At 57.8% G+C, this 22105-nt stretch carries 17 protein-coding genes and 1 tRNA gene; 5 read left to right on the top strand and 13 right to left on the bottom strand.

Annotated elements, in window-relative coordinates:
• Positions 1–10: 10 nt before the first annotated feature.
• The 8 genes from glgB to FE840_RS00360 all read right to left on the bottom strand — a co-directional run bounded on the left by glgB (position 11) and on the right by FE840_RS00360 (position 14870).
• Positions 11–2224 (bottom strand): 1,4-alpha-glucan branching protein GlgB, encoded by a 2214-nt coding sequence (glgB, locus tag FE840_RS00395; protein WP_138287956.1) that lies wholly within the window; start codon positions 2222–2224, stop codon positions 11–13.
• Positions 2224–4686 carry a glycogen/starch/alpha-glucan phosphorylase gene (locus FE840_RS00390; protein ID WP_138288023.1) on the bottom strand — a complete coding sequence of 821 codons (2463 nt, stop codon included), beginning with the start codon at positions 4684–4686 and terminating at the stop codon, positions 2224–2226. Before FE840_RS00390 ends, glgB begins: the two co-directional genes overlap by 1 nt.
• Positions 4687–4960: 274 nt before the next feature.
• Complete coding sequence (locus FE840_RS00385) at positions 4961–6211, bottom strand: TadE/TadG family type IV pilus assembly protein (RefSeq protein ID WP_179028196.1); 1251 nt, start codon at positions 6209–6211, stop codon at positions 4961–4963.
• 151 nt (positions 6212–6362) lie between these two features.
• On the bottom strand, positions 6363–7244 hold the full coding sequence (locus FE840_RS00380) for a transglutaminase family protein (protein WP_138287954.1): 882 nt from the start codon (positions 7242–7244) through the stop codon (positions 6363–6365).
• A gap of 2 nt (positions 7245–7246) precedes the next feature.
• Positions 7247–9661, bottom strand: a complete 2415-nt coding sequence (locus FE840_RS00375; protein WP_138287953.1) for a circularly permuted type 2 ATP-grasp protein — start codon at positions 9659–9661, stop codon at positions 7247–7249.
• A 4-nt stretch (positions 9662–9665) separates the two neighbouring features.
• Complete coding sequence (locus FE840_RS00370) at positions 9666–12992, bottom strand: transglutaminase family protein (RefSeq protein ID WP_138287952.1); 3327 nt, start codon at positions 12990–12992, stop codon at positions 9666–9668.
• A 154-nt stretch (positions 12993–13146) separates the two neighbouring features.
• Positions 13147–14574, bottom strand: a complete 1428-nt coding sequence (locus tag FE840_RS00365) for a mannose-1-phosphate guanylyltransferase/mannose-6-phosphate isomerase (protein ID WP_138287951.1) — start codon at positions 14572–14574, stop codon at positions 13147–13149.
• Positions 14571–14870: a hypothetical protein gene (locus FE840_RS00360; RefSeq protein WP_179028195.1), complete on the bottom strand. Its 300-nt coding sequence runs from the start codon at positions 14868–14870 to the stop codon at positions 14571–14573. Before FE840_RS00360 ends, FE840_RS00365 begins: the two co-directional genes overlap by 4 nt.
• Between FE840_RS00360 and FE840_RS00355 the strand changes: the two genes are divergently transcribed.
• Positions 14858–15562: a fumarylacetoacetate hydrolase family protein gene (locus tag FE840_RS00355; protein WP_246318809.1), complete on the top strand. Its 705-nt coding sequence runs from the start codon at positions 14858–14860 to the stop codon at positions 15560–15562. The two genes, FE840_RS00360 and FE840_RS00355, sit on opposite strands and share 13 nt — an antisense overlap.
• A gap of 34 nt (positions 15563–15596) precedes the next feature.
• Entirely contained in the window at positions 15597–16001 is a 405-nt protein-coding gene (locus FE840_RS00350) for a hypothetical protein (protein WP_138287949.1), read from the top strand.
• A 109-nt stretch (positions 16002–16110) separates the two neighbouring features.
• Here the strand turns inward: FE840_RS00350 and FE840_RS00345 are convergent.
• Both FE840_RS00345 and cpdR1 read right to left on the bottom strand, forming a co-directional pair.
• A tRNA-Val gene (locus FE840_RS00345) sits at positions 16111–16185 on the bottom strand.
• Between the two features lie 94 nt (positions 16186–16279).
• Complete coding sequence (gene cpdR1 / locus FE840_RS00340) at positions 16280–16642, bottom strand: response regulator CpdR1 (RefSeq protein ID WP_138287948.1); 363 nt, start codon at positions 16640–16642, stop codon at positions 16280–16282.
• 201 nt (positions 16643–16843) lie between these two features.
• Here cpdR1 and FE840_RS00335 point away from each other — a divergent pair, with 201 nt between their 5' ends.
• Both FE840_RS00335 and hisN read left to right on the top strand, forming a co-directional pair.
• Positions 16844–17719, top strand: coding sequence for an N-formylglutamate amidohydrolase (locus FE840_RS00335; RefSeq protein ID WP_138287947.1), 876 nt, complete (start codon positions 16844–16846; stop codon positions 17717–17719).
• 343 nt (positions 17720–18062) lie between these two features.
• Positions 18063–18839: a histidinol-phosphatase gene (gene hisN, locus FE840_RS00330; RefSeq protein ID WP_138288022.1), complete on the top strand. Its 777-nt coding sequence runs from the start codon at positions 18063–18065 to the stop codon at positions 18837–18839.
• On the opposite strand, the gene FE840_RS00325 is transcribed toward hisN, so the two are convergent.
• Positions 18840–19820 carry an alpha/beta fold hydrolase gene (locus FE840_RS00325; protein WP_138287946.1) on the bottom strand — a complete coding sequence of 327 codons (981 nt, stop codon included), beginning with the start codon at positions 19818–19820 and terminating at the stop codon, positions 18840–18842.
• Between the two features lie 383 nt (positions 19821–20203).
• Between FE840_RS00325 and FE840_RS00320 the strand changes: the two genes are divergently transcribed.
• Positions 20204–20674: an Hsp20 family protein gene (locus FE840_RS00320; RefSeq protein WP_138287945.1), complete on the top strand. Its 471-nt coding sequence runs from the start codon at positions 20204–20206 to the stop codon at positions 20672–20674.
• Between the two features lie 61 nt (positions 20675–20735).
• Here FE840_RS00320 and FE840_RS00315 read toward each other — a convergent pair whose 3' ends face one another.
• Both FE840_RS00315 and FE840_RS00310 read right to left on the bottom strand, forming a co-directional pair.
• Positions 20736–21338 (bottom strand): DoxX family protein, encoded by a 603-nt coding sequence (locus FE840_RS00315; RefSeq protein WP_138287944.1) that lies wholly within the window; start codon positions 21336–21338, stop codon positions 20736–20738.
• Positions 21335–22075: an HvfC/BufC N-terminal domain-containing protein gene (locus FE840_RS00310; protein WP_246318807.1), complete on the bottom strand. Its 741-nt coding sequence runs from the start codon at positions 22073–22075 to the stop codon at positions 21335–21337. Before FE840_RS00310 ends, FE840_RS00315 begins: the two co-directional genes overlap by 4 nt.
• Positions 22076–22105: the final 30 nt, after the last annotated feature.

The raw sequence follows: 22105 nt of genomic DNA, 5'->3' as shown, positions 1-22105 counted from the left end.
TTCCTCCCCGTCAATGGTCCAATTCAAGCATGATCACGGCGAGAGGCGGTAGGGTAATCTGTGCTTTTGCCCAGTCACCGTCGGCGTTCAGGGCCTCCACCCTGCCGCCGTTGCCCTTGCCGCTGCCTCCGTAGATTTCAGCATCGGTATTGAGTATTTCGCGCCAGCGTCCGGCATGCGGAAGCGGCAGTTGGTAGCTTTCATGATAAACCGGTGTGAGGTTCGCAATCACGGCGATCGGCCTTGCATCTGGCGCCTTTCTCAGGAAGGCGAAAACCGAGTTTTCCTGGTCATTGCTGACGATCCACTCAAATCCTTCGCCTTCGCAATCGCGGGCATGGAGCGCTGCCTTTGCTCGATAGGTCGAGTTCAGATCCCGGATCAGGCGGCGCATGCCTTCATGCGGATGATACTGGAGAAGGTTCCAGTCGAGCGAGCGAGCCTCGCTCCATTCGCTCCATTGGGCAAATTCCTGCCCCATGAACAGAAGCTTCTTGCCCGGATGGCCCCACATGAAGCCGTAATAGGCGCGCAGATTGGCAAATTTCTGCCAGTCATCGCCGGGCATTTTGGCGATCATCGAGCCTTTGCCATGGACGACTTCGTCATGGGAAATTGGCAGCACGAAGTTTTCCGAGAAGGCGTAGAGAAGCCCGAACGTGATCTCCTGATGGTGGTATTTGCGATGCACAGGGTCGCGAGCGAAATAGCTCAGCGTGTCATGCATGAAGCCCATGTTCCACTTGAAGCCGAAGCCGAGCCCGCCTTCATGCACCGGCTGCGACACCTTCGGCCAAGAGGTCGATTCTTCGGCAATGGTCATGATACCCGGATGGCTGCCATAGGCATGGCGGTTCATTTCCTGAAGGAAACGGACCGACTCCAGGTTCTCCCGCCCGCCATATTCATTGGGCACCCATTCGCCTTCTTTGCGCGAATAATCGAGATAAAGCATGGAGGCGACGGCATCGACCCTAAGCCCGTCCAGATGAAACTTCTCAGCCCAATAGAGGGCATTGTTCACGAGATAGGAGAAGACTTCGACGCGACCAAAATTATAGATCGCGGTGTTCCAGTCGGGGTGAAAGCCCTGGCGCGGATCTTCATGTTCGTAAAGCGCGGTGCCGTCAAAATGCCGAAGGCCATGGGCATCTGTCGGGAAGTGTGCGGGGACCCAGTCGAGAATGACGCCAAGGCCGACCTTGTGGCAGCCGTTGACAAAGCGGGCAAAGCCTTCCGGCTCGCCAAAGCGGGCGGACGGGGCATAAAGACCCGTGGTCTGGTATCCCCAGGAGGGGTCATAGGGATGCTCGGTGATCGGCAGAAATTCAATATGGGTAAAGCCCATGTCGACGCAGTAGGGGATAAGGCGCTCGGCCAGTTCATCCCAGCTCAGCATCGAGCCGTCGTCGCGAAGCTGCCAGGATCCGGCATGGACCTCGTAGATCGAAATCGGCTGTCGTCTTTGGTCGACGCTCGCCCAATGCTTGCGATGGGCCTCGTCCTCCCAATCCTGCACCAGTTCTGGTGCTGTTACCGAAGCGTTTTTCGGGCGAAGCTCAGCGCGTCTGGCAAATGGGTCAGCCTTCAGGGGCAGAACCTCGCCATTCTTGCCGATGATCTCGAACTTGTAGGCTGAACCGGCCCTCACATCCGGGGCAAAGATCTCCCAGATCCCGCTGTCACGCCTCAGACGCATCACATGACGGCGGCCATCCCAGTCGTTGAAGTCACCCACCACCGAAACACGGCGCGCATTCGGCGCCCAGACGGCGAAGTGAAAACCCTCGACGCCCTGATGTTTCATCGGATGGGCGCCCATCTTGTCGAAGAGGCGCAGATGCGAGCCTTCGCGGACAAAATAGTCGTCCATCGGCCCCAGCACCGGCCAGAAGCTGTAAGGGTCGGTGACCATCCACTCCACATCGCCTCTGGTTGCGCGGTAGCGGACAGGCTGGGGATCCTTCACCTTGATCTGGCCGGCAAAAAAGCCGGCTGGGTGCAACAGATCAAGCTCGCCAACGGCTGAGCCCGTCAGGGTCATTACCGTGACAGTTTCGGCACCGGGCACAAAGCAGCGGGCTACATGCGTGTCTACCAGTTTGTGGACGCCGAGAACGGAAAAGGGATCGCTGTGATTGCCTTGCAGAATGGCGTCTATTTCGCCTTGAGGGGGCGCTACCGGTGCGGTCGTCCCACCATCGTTGTAAGGCGATTTGGCCATCAAGCTCTCCAGATGTCGCTATTGTACTGACGAATAGTCCTGTCTGAAGAAAACCAGCCCATGCGCGCAGTGTTCCGGATTGTTTTCGAATACCAGCTGCTGCTATCGGTCCAGATGGCGTCCACGTCGCGTTGGGCCTGGGCATAGGCATCGAAGTCTGCAGCCACCATGAACCAGTCATGATTGTAAAGGCCATCCATCAGGCCAGCATAGCGGTCGCGGTCGTCGGGGGAGAACACGCCGGTCGCAATCGCCGACAGTGCCTGGGACAGCTCGCGGGATGCTTCGATCGCTGCGCGCGGATTGTGGCCCTGGGCGCGAACCTTGCCGACTTCCTCTGCAGTCATCCCGAATATCACAATGTTCTCCTCGCCCACATGATCGCGCATCTCGACATTGGCACCGTCGAGCGTTCCAATGGTCAATGCACCATTCAACGCGAATTTCATGTTGCCGGTTCCCGAAGCTTCCATGCCCGCTGTCGAGATCTGCTCGGAAAGATCTGCGGCGGGAACCATGACTTCGGCGAGTGAGACGTTGTAATTCGGAACGAAAACCACCTTCAGCAAGCCACGCACCGAGGGATCATTGTTGATTACACGGGCGACGTCATTGGCGAGTTTGATGATCAGCTTTGCGTTGTGATAGCTCGGTGCTGCCTTGCCGGCGAAGAGCTTTACACGCGGCACCCAGTCGCGTTCCGGATGGGAGCGCATCTGGTCAAACAAGGCGACCGTCTCGATGATGTTGAGGAGCTGGCGCTTGTATTCGTGAATGCGCTTGATCTGGATATCAAACATGGCATTCGGATCGAGGCGAATCCCCATACGGCTTGCAACAAGGCTGGCAAGACGCTCCTTGTTCGCCCGCTTCACCGCCGCAAACTTCTGCTGGAAGGCAGCGTCATCGGCAAAAGCGTCGAGAGCCGTCAGCTTGCTGGCATCATCTAGGAAAGCGTCACCGATCGCTTCCTTGATCAGACCGGTGAGACCGGGATTGCACTGCATCAGCCAGCGACGCGGAGTTATGCCGTTGGTCTTGTTGTTGATCCTCGAAGGATAGAGCTTGTGGAGATCTGCAAATACCGTCTCCTTCATGAGCTCTGTGTGAAGCGCCGATACGCCGTTGATCGAATGGGAGCCGATAAAGGCAAGGTTACCCATGCGCACGCGTCGCTCCCCTGTTTCATCGATCAGGGAGATATGGCGGATTTCCTGGTCGCTCATGATCCGTGTCTTGCGGGCATCGCGCAGGATTTTGGCGTTGATCTCATAGACGAGCTGCATGTGGCGCGGCAAAAGGCGTTCAAACAGCGGAACCGGCCAGCTTTCCAGGGCTTCGGGCAGAAGCGTGTGATTGGTGTAGGAGAAGGTCTTCCAGGTGATCTCCCAGGCTTCTTCAAAGTCGACGCCGTGAACATCGACCAGCAGACGCATCAGTTCTGCGACGGAGACGGCCGGGTGGGTATCGTTGAGCTGGATTGCGACCTTTTCCGGCAGCTGTGCCAGCGTATTGCCCTGTTGCAGATGGCGTCTGAGAATGTCCTGCAGCGAAGCGGAACAGAAGAAATACTCCTGGCGCAAACGCAATTCCTGGCCGGCGGGCGTCGCATCGGCAGGATAGAGGACGCGGGTCAGGCTTTCGGCCTTGTTGCTTTCGCGCAGTGCGCCGATGTGGTCACCCGCATTGAAGGCATCAAGCAGGATCGGGTCGATCGGCTGTGCCGACCATAGTCGCAAAGTGTTGACGCGCTCGCCGCGCCAGCCGACGGAAGGTGTGTCATAAGCGGTCGCGATCACGCGCTCGCTCTGCTTCCACACATAACGCAGTTTTTCGTCCTGACCCAGCAGTGTGTCGACATGCCCCCCAAAGCCGACTTCGTAGGAGCTTTCGCGACGCTCGAATTCCCAGGGATTGCCATGGGCGAGCCAGGTTTCCGGTAGTTCAACCTGCCAGCCATCGGCCATCTGCTGGCGGAAGAGCCCGTGGACATACCGGATGCCATAACCATAGGCCGGAATGTTGACGGTCGCCATGCTTTCCATGAAACAGGCTGCCAGACGACCGAGGCCGCCATTGCCAAGGGCGGCATCCGGTTCAAGTGCTGCGATGATGTCAAGGTCGACACTGAGACTGTCCAGCGCTGCCCGCACATCATCCATCAGACCGAGATTGGACAATGCGTCCCGCATCAGGCGACCGATCAGAAATTCCAGAGAGAGGTAGTAAACCCGTTTGCCGTTCTCTTGATAGGTGCCGCGGGTGGATTCCATCCAGCGGTCGATGATGCGGTCCCGAACCGTCAGGATCGTTGCCGTGAGCCAGTCATGGGGGGTTGCGACCTTGGCATCCTTGCCAATGCTATAGGTCAGCTTATCCATGATCTCGGCTGCCAGAACTTCGGGACTCGAGGCTCCTCGCTTTGGAAGAGGAAGGTCTGCGGAGTGGGGAGTCTTAATCATGATGCCGCCTGAAATTGTCTTGTCGTCCTCGGGATCCATGATCAATTCTGTTTTTATGTACCCCGTTGCGATGCAGTGTACGCATTGAGATGTAATGGTTGCAACCGCTTAAATGCAACTTTGACAAAGCGCGACGCAGGTCTGGTATTCGGAAACAAACGGTTGACATTCAACACATTCTAATACGTGCGAATCTTAATGAAAAAGCCGCACGGAACAACTCCCGTGCGGCTTAACGCAATGGCGATCTTTCGCCCATTCTGAACGGGACATGTCAGTTCGTTAGCCGAACGGTCGCTTCGGAAGCTTTCTGTCCGATATCCTTGAATGCGGCCACGAGTTCGGCAGCGTTGTTGGCATCGTAGTAATTGCTGGTTTTCGTTGCGCACTGTTTCAGCAGATTTCTTCCGCGATCCGGTGCCATGAAAGCAACAGTGAAAACCTCCACATTGTTGAGCTTGGCTTCGTCACAGGTCGCAAGTGTCTCCGTGTCGGCGATCTGCTGGTTGTTGTCGCCATCGGTCATGAACACAATGAACCTGCCGGGATTTGTCTGGCCATTCATGTTCTTATGGGCTGCGTACTCCGAAGCGTCCGATATATCCCTGTAGGCCCTTGCCATTGCGTCAGAGGAATCGGTGCCGCCGCTGGCGGGCAGAGCCTGTACATACTCCATCGCCTTTTTCGTACCCCATTCCAGCTTGGTCGGCTGTTGCATGGATGAGTGGTAGGAAATCGCTGCCGTACGGACGAGTTTTTTCTGAGGATCCGCTTCGTTGAGTACATCAACAAGGTTTGCAACAGCGAGCTTCAGCGCCTCCATCTTGGTGACGTAGTTTGTGACCGTTCTGTCACAGTAGCGAGCAACCCAGCGATTGCCGCGCCAATCCCATCCACAATGCTCGCTGATCGTCTTGGTCGGTTCCGCTTCGTTCACCTGCTCAGTGTCCCAGGCCATGGAGCCGGAACGGTCCAGAACAAGGAACATGGAAAGAGCATTCTTGCTTTCGGTGGTGCTTTGTGCGGTGCTGCTGACGCTGATCGGGGCCGTCTTCCAGCCGAGCAAGCGCGTCAGTCCGGTCAGTTCGACATTGTAGCGTCCAGAGATCGTCACCTCGAACGTCTTTGATGCTCCTTCGTCCTTGATCTTCTGCGCCGTACTGATCGCGGTATCCTTGAGTTCTTCCCCCGCATCAGTACCGCCTTTTTCGTTGTTCTCAAGGTCGGCGTTGTTCGGCGTGATGACGTTCTTGAACTGGGAAGCCATGAAGTCCTTGGCCATTTCGATGGCTTTTTGCTCGCTTATGCCGTCGCTTGCCATGGCTGATGCGGCTGCCATGGCGGCCGCGTCGGCCGAGTCCTGCAGGGCAGACCGGAGATTCACCATCCTGTTCAGATCCATGGCCACACCGGCTGTGGCAAACACCACCGGAATGAGGATTGCGCTCATTACTCCGAAGTTGCCGCCACGATCCTTCATCAGGCGCTTCAGAAGTGGCTTCTGTCTCTTTGTGTCAGTCATCATGTCCATCCAAAGGCAGGTTTCATGCCCGGTATAGACCCAACGACTTTCATTCGATTTAACTGAAATGGTAAAACTTTACCCACCGGCACACTGGCTGACTTCTATTCGAAAATAATCACATTCAGAGTGATTAACTTCGGCAGCCCCGGGCTCAAGGCTTGATCGGGATGACATCCACAGCCTGAGAGGTTGCATGATTGCCGTAGCTTTTCAAGACGCCGATGACGGGTGCGACATCGGCATAGTCACGTCCGTAGGCAACTACGATATGATCGGTTCCGGCAGGAATATTGTTGGTAGGGTCAAGTTCAATCCAGCCGACCGTCTTTCCGCACCATATCCGTACCCAGGCGTGCATCGCATCGGCACCCTCAAGTCTTTCCTTGCCGGGCGGCGGAATGGTGCGCAGGAAGCCCGAGACGTAGCCCGCCGGTATTCCAAGGCTGCGCAAGGCCAGGATCATGACATGCGAAAAGTCCTGGCAAACGCCCGATTTCAATTCGAAAGCTTCGGCGGGAGTGGTGTCGACGGTTGTCGTGTCCGTATCGTATTTGAAATCCTTGTGGATCTGTCGGCAAAGTGCTTCTGCGATCTGCCTGACTGTCATGCTGGGTCTGATCACATCGCGGGCGTAGTCTGCGATTGCCGAAACTGGGGTTAGACGCGGGCTTGGGCTGACATAGTGATGCGGTGATTCCGGTTCCAGCGACCAGGTCTGGGCAAGCTCCTGCGGCAGGCTTTCAAGAAGCGGCGAAAAATCCGCCTGTACAGGTTGGCCTTGCACCTGGACCCGTGCCTGCATCCTGATGTCGAGCCGCTCATGCGGTGCTCTCAAAATCGCATGGCTCGCCGGATGGCGGAAGAAATCGATGAAGTTGGCGCGTTCATCCGGTTCCGGAGATATGGTGATCGCGCCTGCGATCAGGCGCTGTCGTCCTTCAACGGAAAGGGGCAGAAGACGCAGGGTATGGTGCGCGCCGGAAGCCGGCACCTCATACGCATAGCCGATATGCAGGTTCACATCATAAAGCATGGTCACCCGAGATAAGTTCGCGCCAGGATGTCCGAAAACTTCTCCAGATCTCGCTCCAGGCTTTCATAGATGTTTTTTGTCATGGTCTCGGGCGTCATCACGGCAAGACCGGAATGAAGGCGAACGGCTTCGCGCAGCAGCAGCGACATCTGGCCATTGATCTTGGCGTTGGGCAATTGCTCGACCTCGATACGGATCTCGTCGAGCTGGAACAGGATCGATCGCGGATTGAGCGGATCGAGGGCCAGCAGGTCTGTGACCGTCAAGCCCGCCGTGTTGACATTATAGCGCCGACGATGGGTCATGACGTTATCGCCGATTTCCAGCAGCATATCGAGCGCACCATCCGGCGTCTCCGCTTCCGTCAGATGGCCGAGCAATCGTGTCATGTGCAGGCCGCGTTCCAGAAGGCGTCCGATCGTGAGGAAGCGCCAGCCGGTGAAGCGGTACATGTTTTCATGCACCAGACCAGCAAAGCCCGCGAGCTTGCGCAGGAGGATCGTCATGGCATGGGCGGCATCGTCACCGGGCTTCACGCGCTCATGGAACCGCCTTGCCGTCTTCGAAAGGTCATTCAGTGCCAGCCATCCGTCGGGCGAAAAACGGTCGCGGATGTTGCTTGCCGAATAAACGGCGCTGTCGATGTTGCGCAGCAGGCTTTCGGGCACGCCTGTCGTGGTATCAACGTCGATCAGCGAGAGATATTCGGTGACATTCGCCAGCAGCGGCTGGTCCCGATTTGCTGACTCCGCATAACGCGCATGCCAGGCTCGCAGTATACGCAAAACACCTTCCGCCCGCTCGATATAGCGACCCAGCCAGAACAGATTGTCGGCAGCTCGGCTCGGCAGGCTGCCCGGCATGTTGCGGGTGAAGCTTTCTTCCGTTGGCAGCAGCGAGGTGCGGTCGACCGGCTTGTCGGAGACGATCCAGACATCAGCGGCACTGCCGCCCGATTGCATGGCAATGGCCGAGACATCAGACCCGCTGCCGATCCGGGCAAAGCCGCCCGGCATGATCTGCCAGCCGTTTTTCGTTCGGGCAGCGAAGACGCGAAGGCTCATCGGGCGTGGCACCAACTTGCCGTCTACCATGGCCGGTGTCGTCGAGAGGGTGACAACTTCCTGGCCGACAAGATTGCCTGCCTGTCTTTCCAGCCACTCGGCTGCGCTGATACCCTTTTCGCTCTTGTAGCGTGAACCAAGGATCGAGCGGCCGTTATCGTCAAAGAAGGGCATTCCGGTGAAGGCAGGGCCGACGACCATGCGGTCCAGATTGCGAGCGACATGATCGCGCTCGCTTTTCTGGCCACACCACCATGTGGCGATCGAGGGAAGTTTCAGATCTTCGCCCGTCATATGCCGACAGATCGTCGGTAAGAAGGCGAGAAGCGCCCTTGTCTCCAGGATGCCTGTGCCAAGCGCATTGACGAAGTTGACCGAGCCGTTGCGCAGCGCATGCACCATCCCGGGTGTGCCGATATGGGATTGCTGATTGAGCTCGAGCGGGTCGGCATAGGTGGCGTCGAGGCGTCGCCAAAGGACACTGATCGGCTTCAGGCCGGCAACGGTGCGGACCATTACCTTGCCATTGACCACCGCCAGGTCCTCGCCCTCGAGCAGCATGATGCCAAGATAGCGCGCAATATAAGCGTGCTCGAAATAGGTTTCGTTGGCCGGACCCGGCGTCAGGATCGCGATGCGACCGTCATTGCTGCGGTTGTAGCTCTGAAGAGCAGAGCGGAATGCCCCGAAGAACGAGGCCAGACGATGGACGTGGGTCTCGGAATAGATATCCGAAAAGGCACGGGCCGTTGCCACCCGGTTTTCCAGAGCGAAACCTGCACCAGAGGGAGCCTGTGTGCGGTCGGCAAGTACCCACCAGTTCCCGTCCGGACCTCGTCCGATTTCGAAGGAACAGAAGTGGAGATAGTGCCCACTTGCCGGCTTGACCCCGACCAGCGGCCTCAGGAATTCCTGGTTTCCAGCGATGAGCGCCGGTGGCAGGAAACCCTGCTCGACCAGTCGGTTTTCGGAATAGATGTCGGCAACCACCTGCTCCAACAGGTTGGCCCGCTGTACCAGCCCTTCAGCCAGAACCTGCCATTCTGCTTCTGAAATCAGGACAGGGATATGCGAAAATGGCCACGCCCGATCTGTGCTGCCGCCCGCGCCATAGGCTCTGTAGAAAACGCCTGCATCGCGCAAATAGCGGTCGGCACGGGCAAAACGTTCATGCAGGTCGTGCTCGGACATCTGGTCAATGGCGGAGACGAAGTGTTGCCATACTGGCCGTACATTGCCTTGCTGGTCCAGCATTTCGTCTGCGGCACCCGGCAAGAGGCGATAGCCGCTGGTGCGGGCTATGGTCTCTTCAGGTTTTGGCGGAGCCTTTTCCGCAGCCGGTGTGTTCGCCATTCTGTCAGATACCCTGGGGTCGTCTCAGGTCCAGTGTGTGCGGAAACTCTGGCGATACGGTTTCGGGCCAAAGCGGATAGGAGCCGGCTGTATGGCCCCATGGCTCGAAACGTGCAAGCCGTCTTGCTTCCGCTTCGTTCCCGTTCACAGGGAAAGTGTCATAATTCCTCCCGCCGGGATGGGCCACGTGGTAGACGCAGCCGCCGATCGAGCGTTTCGACCATGTATCATAGATGTCGAATGTTAGCGGTGTGTTGACGGGCAGAGCCGGGTGCAGACCCGATGCCGGCTGCCATGCCTTGTAGCGGACGCCACCGACCGTCACCCCTGATGTTCCGCTTTTGGAAAGAGGCACACGGCGGCCATTGCAGGCGACGGTGAAGCGCTCCGGATTGGCCGTTTCCAGACGCACCTGCAGCCGCTCGACGGAGCTGTCGACATAACGCACGGTGCCGCCGATTGCGCCTTGTTCGCCCATGACATGCCAGGGTTCCAGCGCCTGACGCAGTTCCAGCTTCGAGCCCTCGTACTCGACTTCGCCGAAGAAGGGGAAGCGGAATTCGAGTTGCGCGGCAAACCATTCCGGCTTGAAGTCGAAGCCATTATCGCGAAGATCCGCCAGAACTTCGAGGAAGTCCTGCCAGATGAAGTGCGGAAGCATGAAGCGATCATGCAGCGCGGTACCCCAGCGGACGAAATTGCCGGTAATCGGATTTTTCCAGAAGCGCGCGATCAACGCCCTGATCAGCAATTGCTGGGCGAGCGACATGCGCGCATTCGGCGGCATTTCAAAGCCCCGGAACTCTACCAGACCAAGGCGTCCTGTGGGGCCGTCAGGCGAAAACAGCTTGTCTATGCAGATTTCCGAGCGGTGGGTGTTGCCGGTGACATCGATCAGCAGGTTGCGGAAGAGGCGATCGACGAGCCAGGGCAGGGGTGGAAGTTCGCCATTCCCCGGCAGGGGGATCTGCGCCATCGCGATTTCCAGCTCATAGAGGCTGTCATGTCGTGCCTCGTCGATACGGGGCGCCTGGCTGGTCGGTCCGATGAACAGGCCGGAGAACATGTAGGACAGCGATGGATGGCGCTGCCAATGCAAGACCAGGCTCTTCAACAGATCCGGGCGCCGCAGGAAGGGGCTGTCATTCGGATTTGCGCCACCGACGACGACATGGTTGCCACCACCGGTTCCGGTGTGGCGACCGTCGATCATGAACTTGTCGGCCCCGAGACGGCAAAGACGGGCCTCCTCATAGATGGCTGTCGTGGTCGCGACACAATCATCCCAGTCATAGGCCGGATGAATGTTCACTTCTATGACGCCCGGATCGGGTGCGACGCGAATGACGTTCAAGCGCTCGTCATGCGGCGGGGTATAGCCTTCGATGTGCACCGGCAGATTGACAGCCTTGGCAGCCCTCTCCGCCGAGGCCACAAGATCGAGATAATCCTCAAGAGCAGCTGTCGGTGGCATGAATACACAGAGCCGGCCATCTCTTGCCTCGACGGATATGGCGGTGCGCACGCGTCCGCCGATTTCCTCGTAAGATTGCCCCATCTGCAGCTGCTGACCGCCATCTGCCTTAAGAGAATGCTCCGGCATGACCCGGCCCTTCTCGGTCGAGAAGTCAGGCAAAGGTGGTTTCTCGACAGTCGGATCGACGGGGTTGATATAGGGGTACCATGAGGGCGACACGTAGGGCAGAGAGTTGAGCGGTAGCCGGAAGCCGACCGGACTGTCGCCAGGCACCAGATAAAGCCGTCCGCGACGGGTGCGCCATTTTTCACTAACCCAGATGCGACCGGAGGCACGGCCCTGCCACGCCTGAACCGGGAGCACATAGCCCGCCGGATTTGTCAGGCCATTGCCGAACACCTTGGCGATGCGGCTGCGTTCTTCGGGATCTTTCAGCTTGGAATTGGAAGGATCGACATTTTCCGGCAGGTTGGCCTCCTTGACGATCCATTCTGCCGGATCCTCATAGGCGGGGGCCACATTGTCCGTCGACAGGTCAAGCTCGATCGCAATTGCAGCCAGGAGCTTCTCTGCATCTTCGTGGGTGATCCGGTAATCTTTGTTTTCGACGGCAACAAGTTCAGGGCTGTTCCACACCGGTAGACCGTCGCGGCGCCAGTATAGCGAAAAGGTCCAGCGAGGCAGGCTTTCGCCGGGATACCACTTGCCCTGGCCATAATGGAGGAAACCGCCCGGCGCGAAGCGCTCGCGTAGGCGACGGATCAGATCATCGGCCTTGCTGCGCTTGGTCGGACCAACCGCTGCCGTATTCCATTCGTCCGATTGAAAATCGTCAATGGACACGAAGGTCGGCTCGCCACCCATGGTCAGCCTTACGTCCCGGGCGCGGAGTTCGGCGTCCACCTGATGTCCGAGCGCGTTGAGCGCTTCCCAGCTTTCATCCGAGAATGGCTTGGTGATGCGCGGATGCTCCGCCACGCGCTTCACCTGCATGTCGAAGGTGAATTCTGTGTTTGCGACACCGTAATAGCCACCGGAGATTGGCGCTGCATTCTTGTAGTGGGGTGTGGCGGCCAGCGGGATGTGACTTTCCCCGGTTAACAGACCCGAAGTTGGGTCGAGGCCGATCCAACCTGCGCCCGGAATATAGGCCTCGCACCAGGCGTGGAGGTCGGTGAAATCGACTTCGGTGCCGGATGGACCGTCGAGTGCCTTCAGGTCCGGCGTCAGCTGGATCAGGTAACCCGATACAAAACGGGCAGCGATGCCCAGGCGGCGCAGGATCTGAACGAGCAGCCAACTCGAATCGCGGCAGGAGCCCTTTCCGGAAGTCAGGGTTTCGTCTGGCGTCTGAACACCTGGCTCCATCCGGATGACGTAATTGATATCGCGCTGCAGGCGAGCATTGAGGCCGACAATCATGTCGACTGTTCCCTGACCCGGCGAGCGGTCCAGTGTCTCCATGTAAGCGTCGAGCACCGGCGTTCCGGCTTCAGGCTTGAGATAGATCGCCAGATCGTCCCGGATGTCCTGCGGATAATCGAATGGCCATTTGACCGCTTCTTCTTCCGTAAAAAAGTCGAAGGGGTTGTAGACCGTCATGTCGGCAACGAGATCGACCTCGATCTTGAACTCTGTGACGGGGTCGGGAAAAACGAATCGCGCGAGATAGTTGCCGTAGGGGTCCTGCTGCAGGTTCACGAAGTGGTTCTCAGGCGTGACCTTGAGGGAATGGCTCAAGACCTTCGTCCGGGAGTGAGCGGCGGGCTTCAACCTGATGATCTGGGGGCCGAGCTTGATCGGCTTGTCGTATTTGTAGTGGGTGAGATGATAAATGCTTGCCTTTATTGCCATGCGCGCCGCAGACCCTGTTCGCCCTTGTTGTTCCCGATTGAACGGGTTCAGGCGATCTTGTGCAATGCAGCGGCATAAAGCAAGCAGGCCTGCATGCGTTGCGCTGCAGGCCTGTGATTAGTTGCGGTGGGGTCAACTGCCCCTGGACGGATGATCAAGCGCGACCGAACTCGTCGACGATCCGGATGATGTCGTCCTCGCCGAGATATGAACCGGTCTGGATTTCAATGATTTCCAGCAGGATCTTGCCGGGATTGGCCAGCCGGTGCACTGAACCCTGCGGGATGTAGATCGACTGGTTTTCGTGCAGCACCGTCACCTTGTCATCGATCGTCACTTCAGCCGTGCCATGGACACAGACCCAGTGTTCTGCGCGGTGATGGTGTTTCTGCAGCGACAGTTTCTTGTCGGGGTGGACGAAGAGCCGCTTCACCTGGAAGCGTTCGCCATTGAGGATCGAGGTGTAACCGCCCCAAGGCCTTAGTGAGGTCGGATGGTTTTCCGTAAGATGCGCGGTCTTTTCGCTGGAAGCCAGCAGCTTCACGAGATCGCCGACCTTCTGGCTTTCATCGAGCGGTCCGACATAGACAGCATCTTCCGAGGCGATGACGGCGACACCTTCCATCCCCTGAACGGCGATATGGTCATGCCGCGAGATGACCAGCGAATTGCGGGTGTTGACCAGCGTGGCATTGCCCTTGATGACATTGCCGTTCTCGTCGCCCTCTTCCAGCTTCCAGATAGCATCCCAGCTGCCGAGGTCTGACCAGGTGATGGGCGAGGGAATGACAGCTGCATTCGGTGTCTTTTCCATGATCGCATAGTCGATCGAGATGCTGGGGCTTTTGGAAAAGCCCTCGGCTCCCAGACGCTGGAAATCAAGGTCGCCGGCAGTCTTTTCAACGGCTTCGCGCACAGCGAACAAGACCTCCGGTGCGAGTCCTTCCAGTTCGCGCAGCATCTGGCCTGCCTCGAAGACGAACATTCCAGAGTTCCAGACGTAGTTGCCGCTTTCGAGCATCTTTTCGGCCACGTCCTGCTTCGGCTTTTCAACAAAGCGCTTGACCTTGTGGGCACCCCCGCTCAGGGCATCGCCGATCTCGATGTAGCCATAACCCGTGGCCGGTTCGGTCGGCTTGATGCCGAAGGTGACGATATTGCCGGCGCGTGCGGCCTCGGCCGCCAATTTCACGCAGTTCCGATAGGTCTCGTCCACAACGATCTCGTGGTCGGATGGCAGGATCTGGACCAGGGCTTCCGGACCGAAACGATCAGCGACAATCACGGCGGCTGCCGCAACAGCGGCTGCTGTGTTGCGCGCTTCGGGTTCCAGCACAATGCCTGCGAGTTTGACAGACAGTTCTCGCGCCTGCTCGGCTACGAGAAAGCGGAAATCCTCATTGGTGACGACGAAAGCCTGTTCGTAGATCGTGCTGTCCGACACCCGCTGAAGCGTCTTTTGAAGCAGGGTTTCCTCACCGAGGAAACGGATGAACTGCTTAGCGGCTGCCGTTCTCGACAGGGGCCAAAGCCGCGTTCCCTTGCCTCCAGCCATTACCACCGGCACGATTTTTGTCGTCATCTGTTATTGCCTTCCTTCTTGTCTCGTGGGCGATCAAGGACACCGTCAGCAGTCTGCGCTTCCTGTGAAAGCCAGCTGTCACCCGTCAGTCCGATTTTCCCCGCCGCAAGGACAACGCCTCGCCCGGCGGTTTTGTTACACGGAATGCAATGATTTCCAAGCTTCTGCCGAGATAGATCGATGAAATCGAAAGCCATGCCTCTGATGTTTATGCGGTTGCATGGTGGATGCAGGCTGTGATCAAAGCAGATTGCGCCATATGCCGCGATCAGGGAGACATTTCGTGCAATATTCATCTGCGCTTTTCGATATTCCTGCCACGCCTCTCGTTTCGGTGGAGGGATCAGGCTCCGGCTTTCCGGTCCACCGGATCTTCTGCGTCGGGCGCAATTACGTGGCACATGCCCAGGAAATGGGAAATGAAGTCGATCGCGAAGCGCCATTCTATTTCACCAAGCCGGCAAGCGCGATCGTGCTTTCGGGAGCAACCATTGCCTATCCGCCCGGCACGAAGGACTGCCATCACGAAGTGGAGCTTGTGGTGGCGATGGGTAAGCCCGCTTTCCGGGTTCCCGTCGAAGAGGCTCTCGGATGTGTCTATGGTTATGCCGTCGGAATTGATCTGACACGGCGCGATCTGCAACAGGCTGCCAAGGACAAGCAGCGCCCCTGGGACCTGGGCAAGGCCTTCGAGAATTCGGCCATGATCGGGGCGCTTACGCCAGCAGAGCGTTTCGGTGCTCCTGCCGATCAGGCGATCCGGCTTTCGATCAATGGAACGACGCGTCAGGAAGCGACCTTGCGCGAGCTCGTCTGGTCGGTGCCTGAAATCATCAGCCATTTGTCCCGCTATTACCACCTCCTGCCCGGTGACTTGATCTATACCGGGACACCCGCCGGTGTCGGCCCGATTGCAGAGGGCGACCTGATCGAATGCAGTATCGAGGGTCTTTCGCCGTTTTCGGTCACAATTGGACCTGCCGAATGACGGCCCTGCTCTCACAACTGGCGGGGTAGGGCCGATGGGCGAGGCCCTGCCGGATCGCAGTTGCGGGACATGCACGCTGTGCTGTGTGCTGCCGGACATCGATGAACTCGACAAGCCCGCCAACCATGTCTGCCGCCATTGTATGGTGGATACGGGCTGTCTCGCTTATGCGGATCGGCCGCTGACATGTCGCGATTTCCTGTGTCTGTGGCGAACGGATTCCAGCCTTGAGGATCACTGGCATCCGGAGCGGTCGCATATGATGGTCTATCGGCAGGGGCCGCAGGTCACTGTCCTGGTCGATCCGCGTTTTCCCGAAAGCTGGCAGGCGGAACCCTATCTCGGGACCTTGCGCAGGTGGGCAGAAGTTGCCCGCGAGGACAATGGCTATCTCGTGGTTTTTACTGGAGATCAGGTGCGCGTCATTGACGGACGTTGAATGTCTCCGCCCTGGATTTTGCAGGATTGATTCGGTCTATCGAGCAGGCGGTTCATGGAGAACGTTAAAAGGACTCGCTGTTTCCAGCAAGCCCTTGAAAGAATTCGAATGGTGGGCGTGACAAGGATCGAACTTGTGACCCCTACGATGTCAACGTAGTGCTCTCCCGCTGAGCTACACGCCCATCCGATGGCGGCTTAAGACCACAAAACACTCTTGCCCGTCAATAGGGTATTTCGCGTTTTGTGAAGAGTTTTTTACAGCCTGCCGGAGATGCCTTATGCGGCAAGGAGTTTGTTCACTTCGTCTACGAGATCGCGCAGGTGGAACGGCTTGGAAAGGACCTTCGCATCCTTTGGAGCCTTGGAGTCGGCGTTGAGTGCCACTGCGGCAAAGCCGGTGATAAACATCACCTTCAGGTCCGGATCGAGTTCGGTGGCGCGGCGGGCCAGTTCGATCCCGTCCATTTCCGGCATCACGATGTCGGTGAGGAGAAGGGAGAATGGCTCTTCCCGCAGGCGATCATAGGCGCTTGCGCCATTGTCATAAGAAGAGACCTTGTAGCCTGCCTTTTCCAGGGCTTTGACCAGGAACCGGCGCATGTCGTTGTCATCTTCGGCGAGAAGTATTTTCTGTGTCATGTATGGACCGCTTAACACTCTGTGATGGGGGAAGGCTCGCAGCCCCTCACGTTAGGTTCTCCGAAGTAAATATCCGGTGAACACCATGGATTAGGACTACATACCGCCAGTTTTGGCAGTATGGACTTCGGGACAGGCAACTGGCAACATGATGAGCGAAACAAGTTGTTGACTTGGTAAAGAACGGGCACTGGAGGTGGAATGACGAGCGATTTCGAGCTGTTCGAGGTCCGCGAGCCGGAAGCGCAGTCGATCCCCTTCGTCTATAACTCGCCGCATAGCGGTCGTCGTTATCCCGTTTCTTTTCTCGAGCAATCTCAACTGGATGGCATTTCCATACGGCGCTCTGAAGATCATTTTGTCGATGAGCTGTTCTCTGCGGCACCCCGCATGGGTGCGCCGTTGTTGATGGCACATTTTCCGCGTGCCTATGTGGATGTGAATCGGGAGCCCTATGAGCTCGATCCCCGCATGTTCAGCGAATCACTGCCGTCCTATGCCAACAGCCAGTCACCACGGGTGGTGGGCGGTCTTGGGACCATCCCACGCATCGTTGCTGAAAACATGGAGATTTACGGACGGCGTATTACGCTCGCCGAGGCGATGGAGCGGATTGATCGCTGCTACAAGCCATATCATGTCTGCCTGCGACGGCTGATTGCCCGCACGCATGCGCGTTTCGGATTTGGCGTGTTGATCGATTGCCATTCCATGCCGGGCAATATTCGCGTGGCGGGCAGTGGTGTGCGTCCTGATTTCATCGTCGGGGACCGCTATGGAACCAGTGCGTCAGCCGAATTGTCCCATGCTGCGCTGCAGTTCCTGGAAGAGCTCGGCTTCAACGCGGTGCGCAACAAGCCCTATGCCGGCGGCTTCATTACCGAGCATTACGGTCGTCCGGCGCGAGGTCTGCATGCATTGCAGATCGAGGTGAACCGGTCGCTTTACATTGATGAAGCTAGCTTGCAGAAGCGTCCCGATTTTGACGCGCTCGCCGGTTCCATTTCCATCTTCATGGAGCAGATGGCAGCCTTCGTCGAAGACTATGCCGGCGAAACCGCGCTCGCGGCCGAGTAAACCAAGCCTGGCCATCTCCCTCACACCGCAAACTCATGACCTTGCGTTTGTCCGGCGTCGGGCAAAAAAAACCGCGCTCTGGGCGCGGTTAAGTCTAGGGAGGAAACACCCAAGGAGGGTATTTACAGTCAGAGACTGTAAGTCAGACATTATTTTCGCACTGCACAATTGTCAAGTGGATTTGTCGTATTTTTAGGCGCGCCCAATTTTTGTGCGAAACCAGGGGTGGGCGAATGGAGTCATGGCGACATTCGTGACGCAGCCTGCAGGAGAAGATGGTTTCCTTTGCCGGGAACTGGCACTAAGACGGTCTCATTCGGATACAGAGATGTTGGACCCCTTCATGCGCCCTGATCGTGATTTCTTTTATCGCCTCGCCGATGCGGCCAAAGCTGAAACATTGCCGCGTTTTCGCTCGGGGTTGTCTGTGGTGAACAAGCAGGCAACCGGCTTTGATCCGGTGACAGAGGGGGATCAGGCAGCCGAGGCTGCCATCCGTCAACTGATCGAGGCAGAGTTTCCTCAGCACGGTATCCTGGGTGAGGAGCACGAAAATGTCGGCGTGGATCGCGACCAAGTCTGGGTCATTGACCCTATTGATGGAACGCGAGCCTTCATCTCCGGCGTTCCGGTCTGGGGTACGCTGATCGGTTTCAAGGAACATGGGCGCTCGGTCATGGGGCTCATGGACCAGCCGTTTACGGGTGAGCGCTACTATGCCGATGGTGAACGGGCCTGGTATTCCGGCCCGGATGGGGATCGACAGATCCGGGTTCGCGATTGTGGTGGACTGGAAAACGCCATTCTCTTTACCACGTCACCGCATCTTTTTGCCGGTTGGGAAGTCGGCTGCTACGAAGCCGTCCAGGATCGGGTCAAACTGTTTCGTTATGGCGTGGATTGCTACGCCTATGCGCTTCTGGCTGCCGGTCATGTCGATCTTGTCATCGAAACCATGTTGAAACCCTATGATGTCGGCGCACTTATTCCACTGATCGAGCAGGCGGGTGGCGTGATTACGACCTGGGATGGCGGGCGTCCGGAGAACGGAGGATCGATCATTGCGGCAGGCTCCGCCAAAGTCCATGCCGAGGCAATGGCGCTGCTCAAGGCGTCCTGATCAGTTCGCTTCGGCGATGGAGACGGACGGGCCGGCCTCTTCTATGTCGCCACCGGGAATGAAGGCGTCGAAGGCTGCCAACAACTGGGTGCGGTAGCGATCCTGTTCCTGCAGCAATTCGTGCCGGGCGCCGGGTACCGGCACAAGTTGGCCGGCGCGAAAATACTGCGACAGTCGTTCCTGGTCGACGAACGGTACTATGGGATCATTGCCTGGTGCCACAATGACTGTCGGAACCGTGATCGATGCCAGGTGTCCGGGGCTTCTGATTTCGTTGATGGTCTTCTGGGCCTCGTATAGCCAGCGAGCCGTAGGTGGACCGAGCGATAGCTCCGGGTGCAGTTTCGCGAGGATCTGGTTGCGCGCAAAGCGGACCGGGTCTGTGGTCAGCGGATTGTCTTCAAAGGTTCGCGGCGCCATCTCCCTGGTCAGTTGTATCTTTCCAAAGCCGCTGAACACTGCAAGCGTTGCCAGTCGGCGCACATTGGCCGCTGACATCTGCTGGCCGCTCAGGCCGACGAATGGCGCGGTGAGAACCATGCGCTCGATGCGGTTTGCCAGGCGCGGCGCTGCCTTCAATGCAATGAGGCCGCCGGTGGAGTGAGCCAGAAGGAAAAAGGGCAGACGGGTGTCCGGTAGGACGACCTGTTCAAGGAAGAGCTCGAGATCCTTGATGTAGTGGGAAAAACGGCCGACATGGCCCCTGCGGGGATCGGGCAGCAGGCGACCGGAACCGCCCTGTCCGCGGAAATCGAAGGTGGCGACCCAGAAGCCCCGTTTGGTCAGGTCTGCAATTGTCTCGAAATACTTTTCGATCGCTTCGTTGCGCCCGTGCAGAAGTACGACCGTTCCCTTGGAAATATTGGTCTGGGCGCGAAACACGGCGTAGCGCAACGGCACGTTCTTGTAACCGTTCAGGAAGCCGACAATGGGTTCGCCCGGAATGGGATTGCCGGGGGTCTCATACAGCTTGGCATCCATGGTCTAAGCCTGACGGTGATGATTTCGATCTTTGGCTTTGGGATAAGAGCATGTCCGCAAAAGGTCAAAGAGAAAAGCCGGAACCGCGGATTCGGGCGGGCGGTTCCGGCTGAAGTCACCGGAGGGCAACGGGTGTGCGCTCCAGCTGTCGGTTCTGAGACATCCGACAATCGAGAAGTATCGATGGTTTTGTGAACACCAATTGAACCGCCCGTTCATCTTCAATTCATCTACCGAGAAAGTCAGGATCTTGAATTCTGCAAGACCACTTCCCATCTCAACGATACGGATGCCGCAAGGGTCCGGAACCGCTGGTGGCATTGCCCAAGAGGGATGTCGCCGCGGGCAAGATCAACCGCAACGTCGCTTCCCAGGAGGACAAAATGCGTCACGTCGACTTTTCCCCGCTTTACCGTTCCACCGTCGGTTTCGACCGTCTTTTCACGATGCTGGACAGCCTCGGGCAGCCGGAACAGGCGCAGAGCTACCCGCCCTATAACATCGAGCGCACGGGCGACAATACCTATCGTATCACCATGGCCGTTGCCGGCTTCGATGAAAGCGAGCTTTCCATTGAAGCCCATGCCCATGTGCTGACCGTGAAGGGTGAGAAAACCGAAGAAGACAAGAGTGAACAGACGGAGTTCCTCTATCGCGGTATCGCCAAGCGCGCTTTTGAGCGACGCTTCCAGCTTGCCGATCATGTCGAGGTCACGGCTGCATCGCTTAAGAACGGCCTGCTGCATATCGATCTTCTGCGCAATATTCCCGAAGCCATGAAGCCACGCCGGATTGCCATCAGCGCAGAACCCGTCGGCACTCAGCCAAAGGCGATCGAGGCCCACATCAACTAAACGCTCCTCCCAAGCGTACAGGAAAGAAGCGACGGATTTCGGTCCGTCGCTTTTTTATTGCTCAGGCCTGGACCTGTCTGGCGCTCGGCATTGCCTGAAACCGTCGTGCCAGAAGTGCATCAACCGACAGAAGCCCCGGGCCCTTCACGAACAGATACAGGAGCGGGAAGATCCACAAGAGCCTCTGATCCATGATCAGACTGTCAGGGAAGCGGTCGAACAAGGCGCCGATGGTCGCTGCATCGACCATGTGGACGGTGATGTCGACCAGTGTCTGGACGAGGATGAAGACGATCATTCCGAGGGCCGCAAGACGTCCGAAGAGACCGAGGACGATCAGGATCGGCAGGATGAACTCGCCATAGGTTCCTGCGATCACCATCAATCCCCACGGAAAGAAGGAGACTGCCGAGACATTGCCACCAGCGGCTTCGACTGCGGGCAGGGCGATCTGGTAATAGGCGCTGGGCCGGATCTGGAAGAAACCAACTACTCCCTCACCCACCTTGGTCGCGAAGGAGTTATAGTAATAACCGAAAAGGACCGCGACAAAGACAAATCTTGCCATTAGCCCCAAAAACCATGGCTCCAGAAATTGCTCAAGCTTGTCGGTTGCGCGCTGATAGTGCCCGACTGCGCTTTTGAGTGTTGATGTCACGTTCATTCCCCCTTTGCAGAATTGTCGACCAGGTCAGCGAAGGCTCCGCTGGTCAAGGCGAGTGTGAGAAGCGCGCTGATGTCGCTCTCTGCTTCGACTTTGATGGCTTCACCGCAAGCCTCGCCTAGCGGCCTGCCTGCCATCAGCGCATGAAAAAAGGTGTGGCCACCCGGCGAGAGGCGGTTGATCGCGACGTCGCAGGCCGGTCTTGTGATGAGCGCGGCTTCTGGCAACATGGGATTGATGTCGCTGAGGCTTTCGCCGGCGCGGTCGCGAATGGTAATGCTGGCGGCGGCGTGAGCCGTCGAAAGCAATCGAGCCGCCGGATGGGGCTGGAAGCACTGGTCTTCCAGGCGTTCAGGTGGAACACTGCTCAAGCATGCCGGATCAAGCGGTGGGGTGTCGGCGGAATGAAAACTGTCGAGCCAAAGACGTTCAAGGCGGGCCACATCGGCGAGAAAGGGTATTGGTTCTGCTGGCGGAAACTGTTCGATGAAGCCCGCAAAATCCTCGCCATAGGTGAAAATGAGTGGCGAGCGGGGCGGGTGCGCGCGCACGTATAGATGCGCCATGGCGCGGAAGAACTCTTCGCCCACGAGGTTTTGCACTGTTGGAAAAATGGAAGCGAGTGCATCGACCAGAGAGACGGCTGCATTGTTCCGGTAGACGGCAAAGCGTCGTTCGACTGCGCCTCCGTGATGGCTCACCAGCCCGTCGGGAACCGGTGCTTCTGGATCCAGCAAGGACCTTGCAAATCTGCCGGAACTGACCGG

Source organism: Peteryoungia desertarenae, from assembly GCF_005860795.2.
In the GTDB taxonomy this organism is placed as follows: domain Bacteria; phylum Pseudomonadota; class Alphaproteobacteria; order Rhizobiales; family Rhizobiaceae; genus Allorhizobium; species Allorhizobium desertarenae.
The sequence above is the reverse complement of the archived record's forward strand: the minus strand, read 5'-3'. Positions and strand labels throughout refer to the sequence as shown.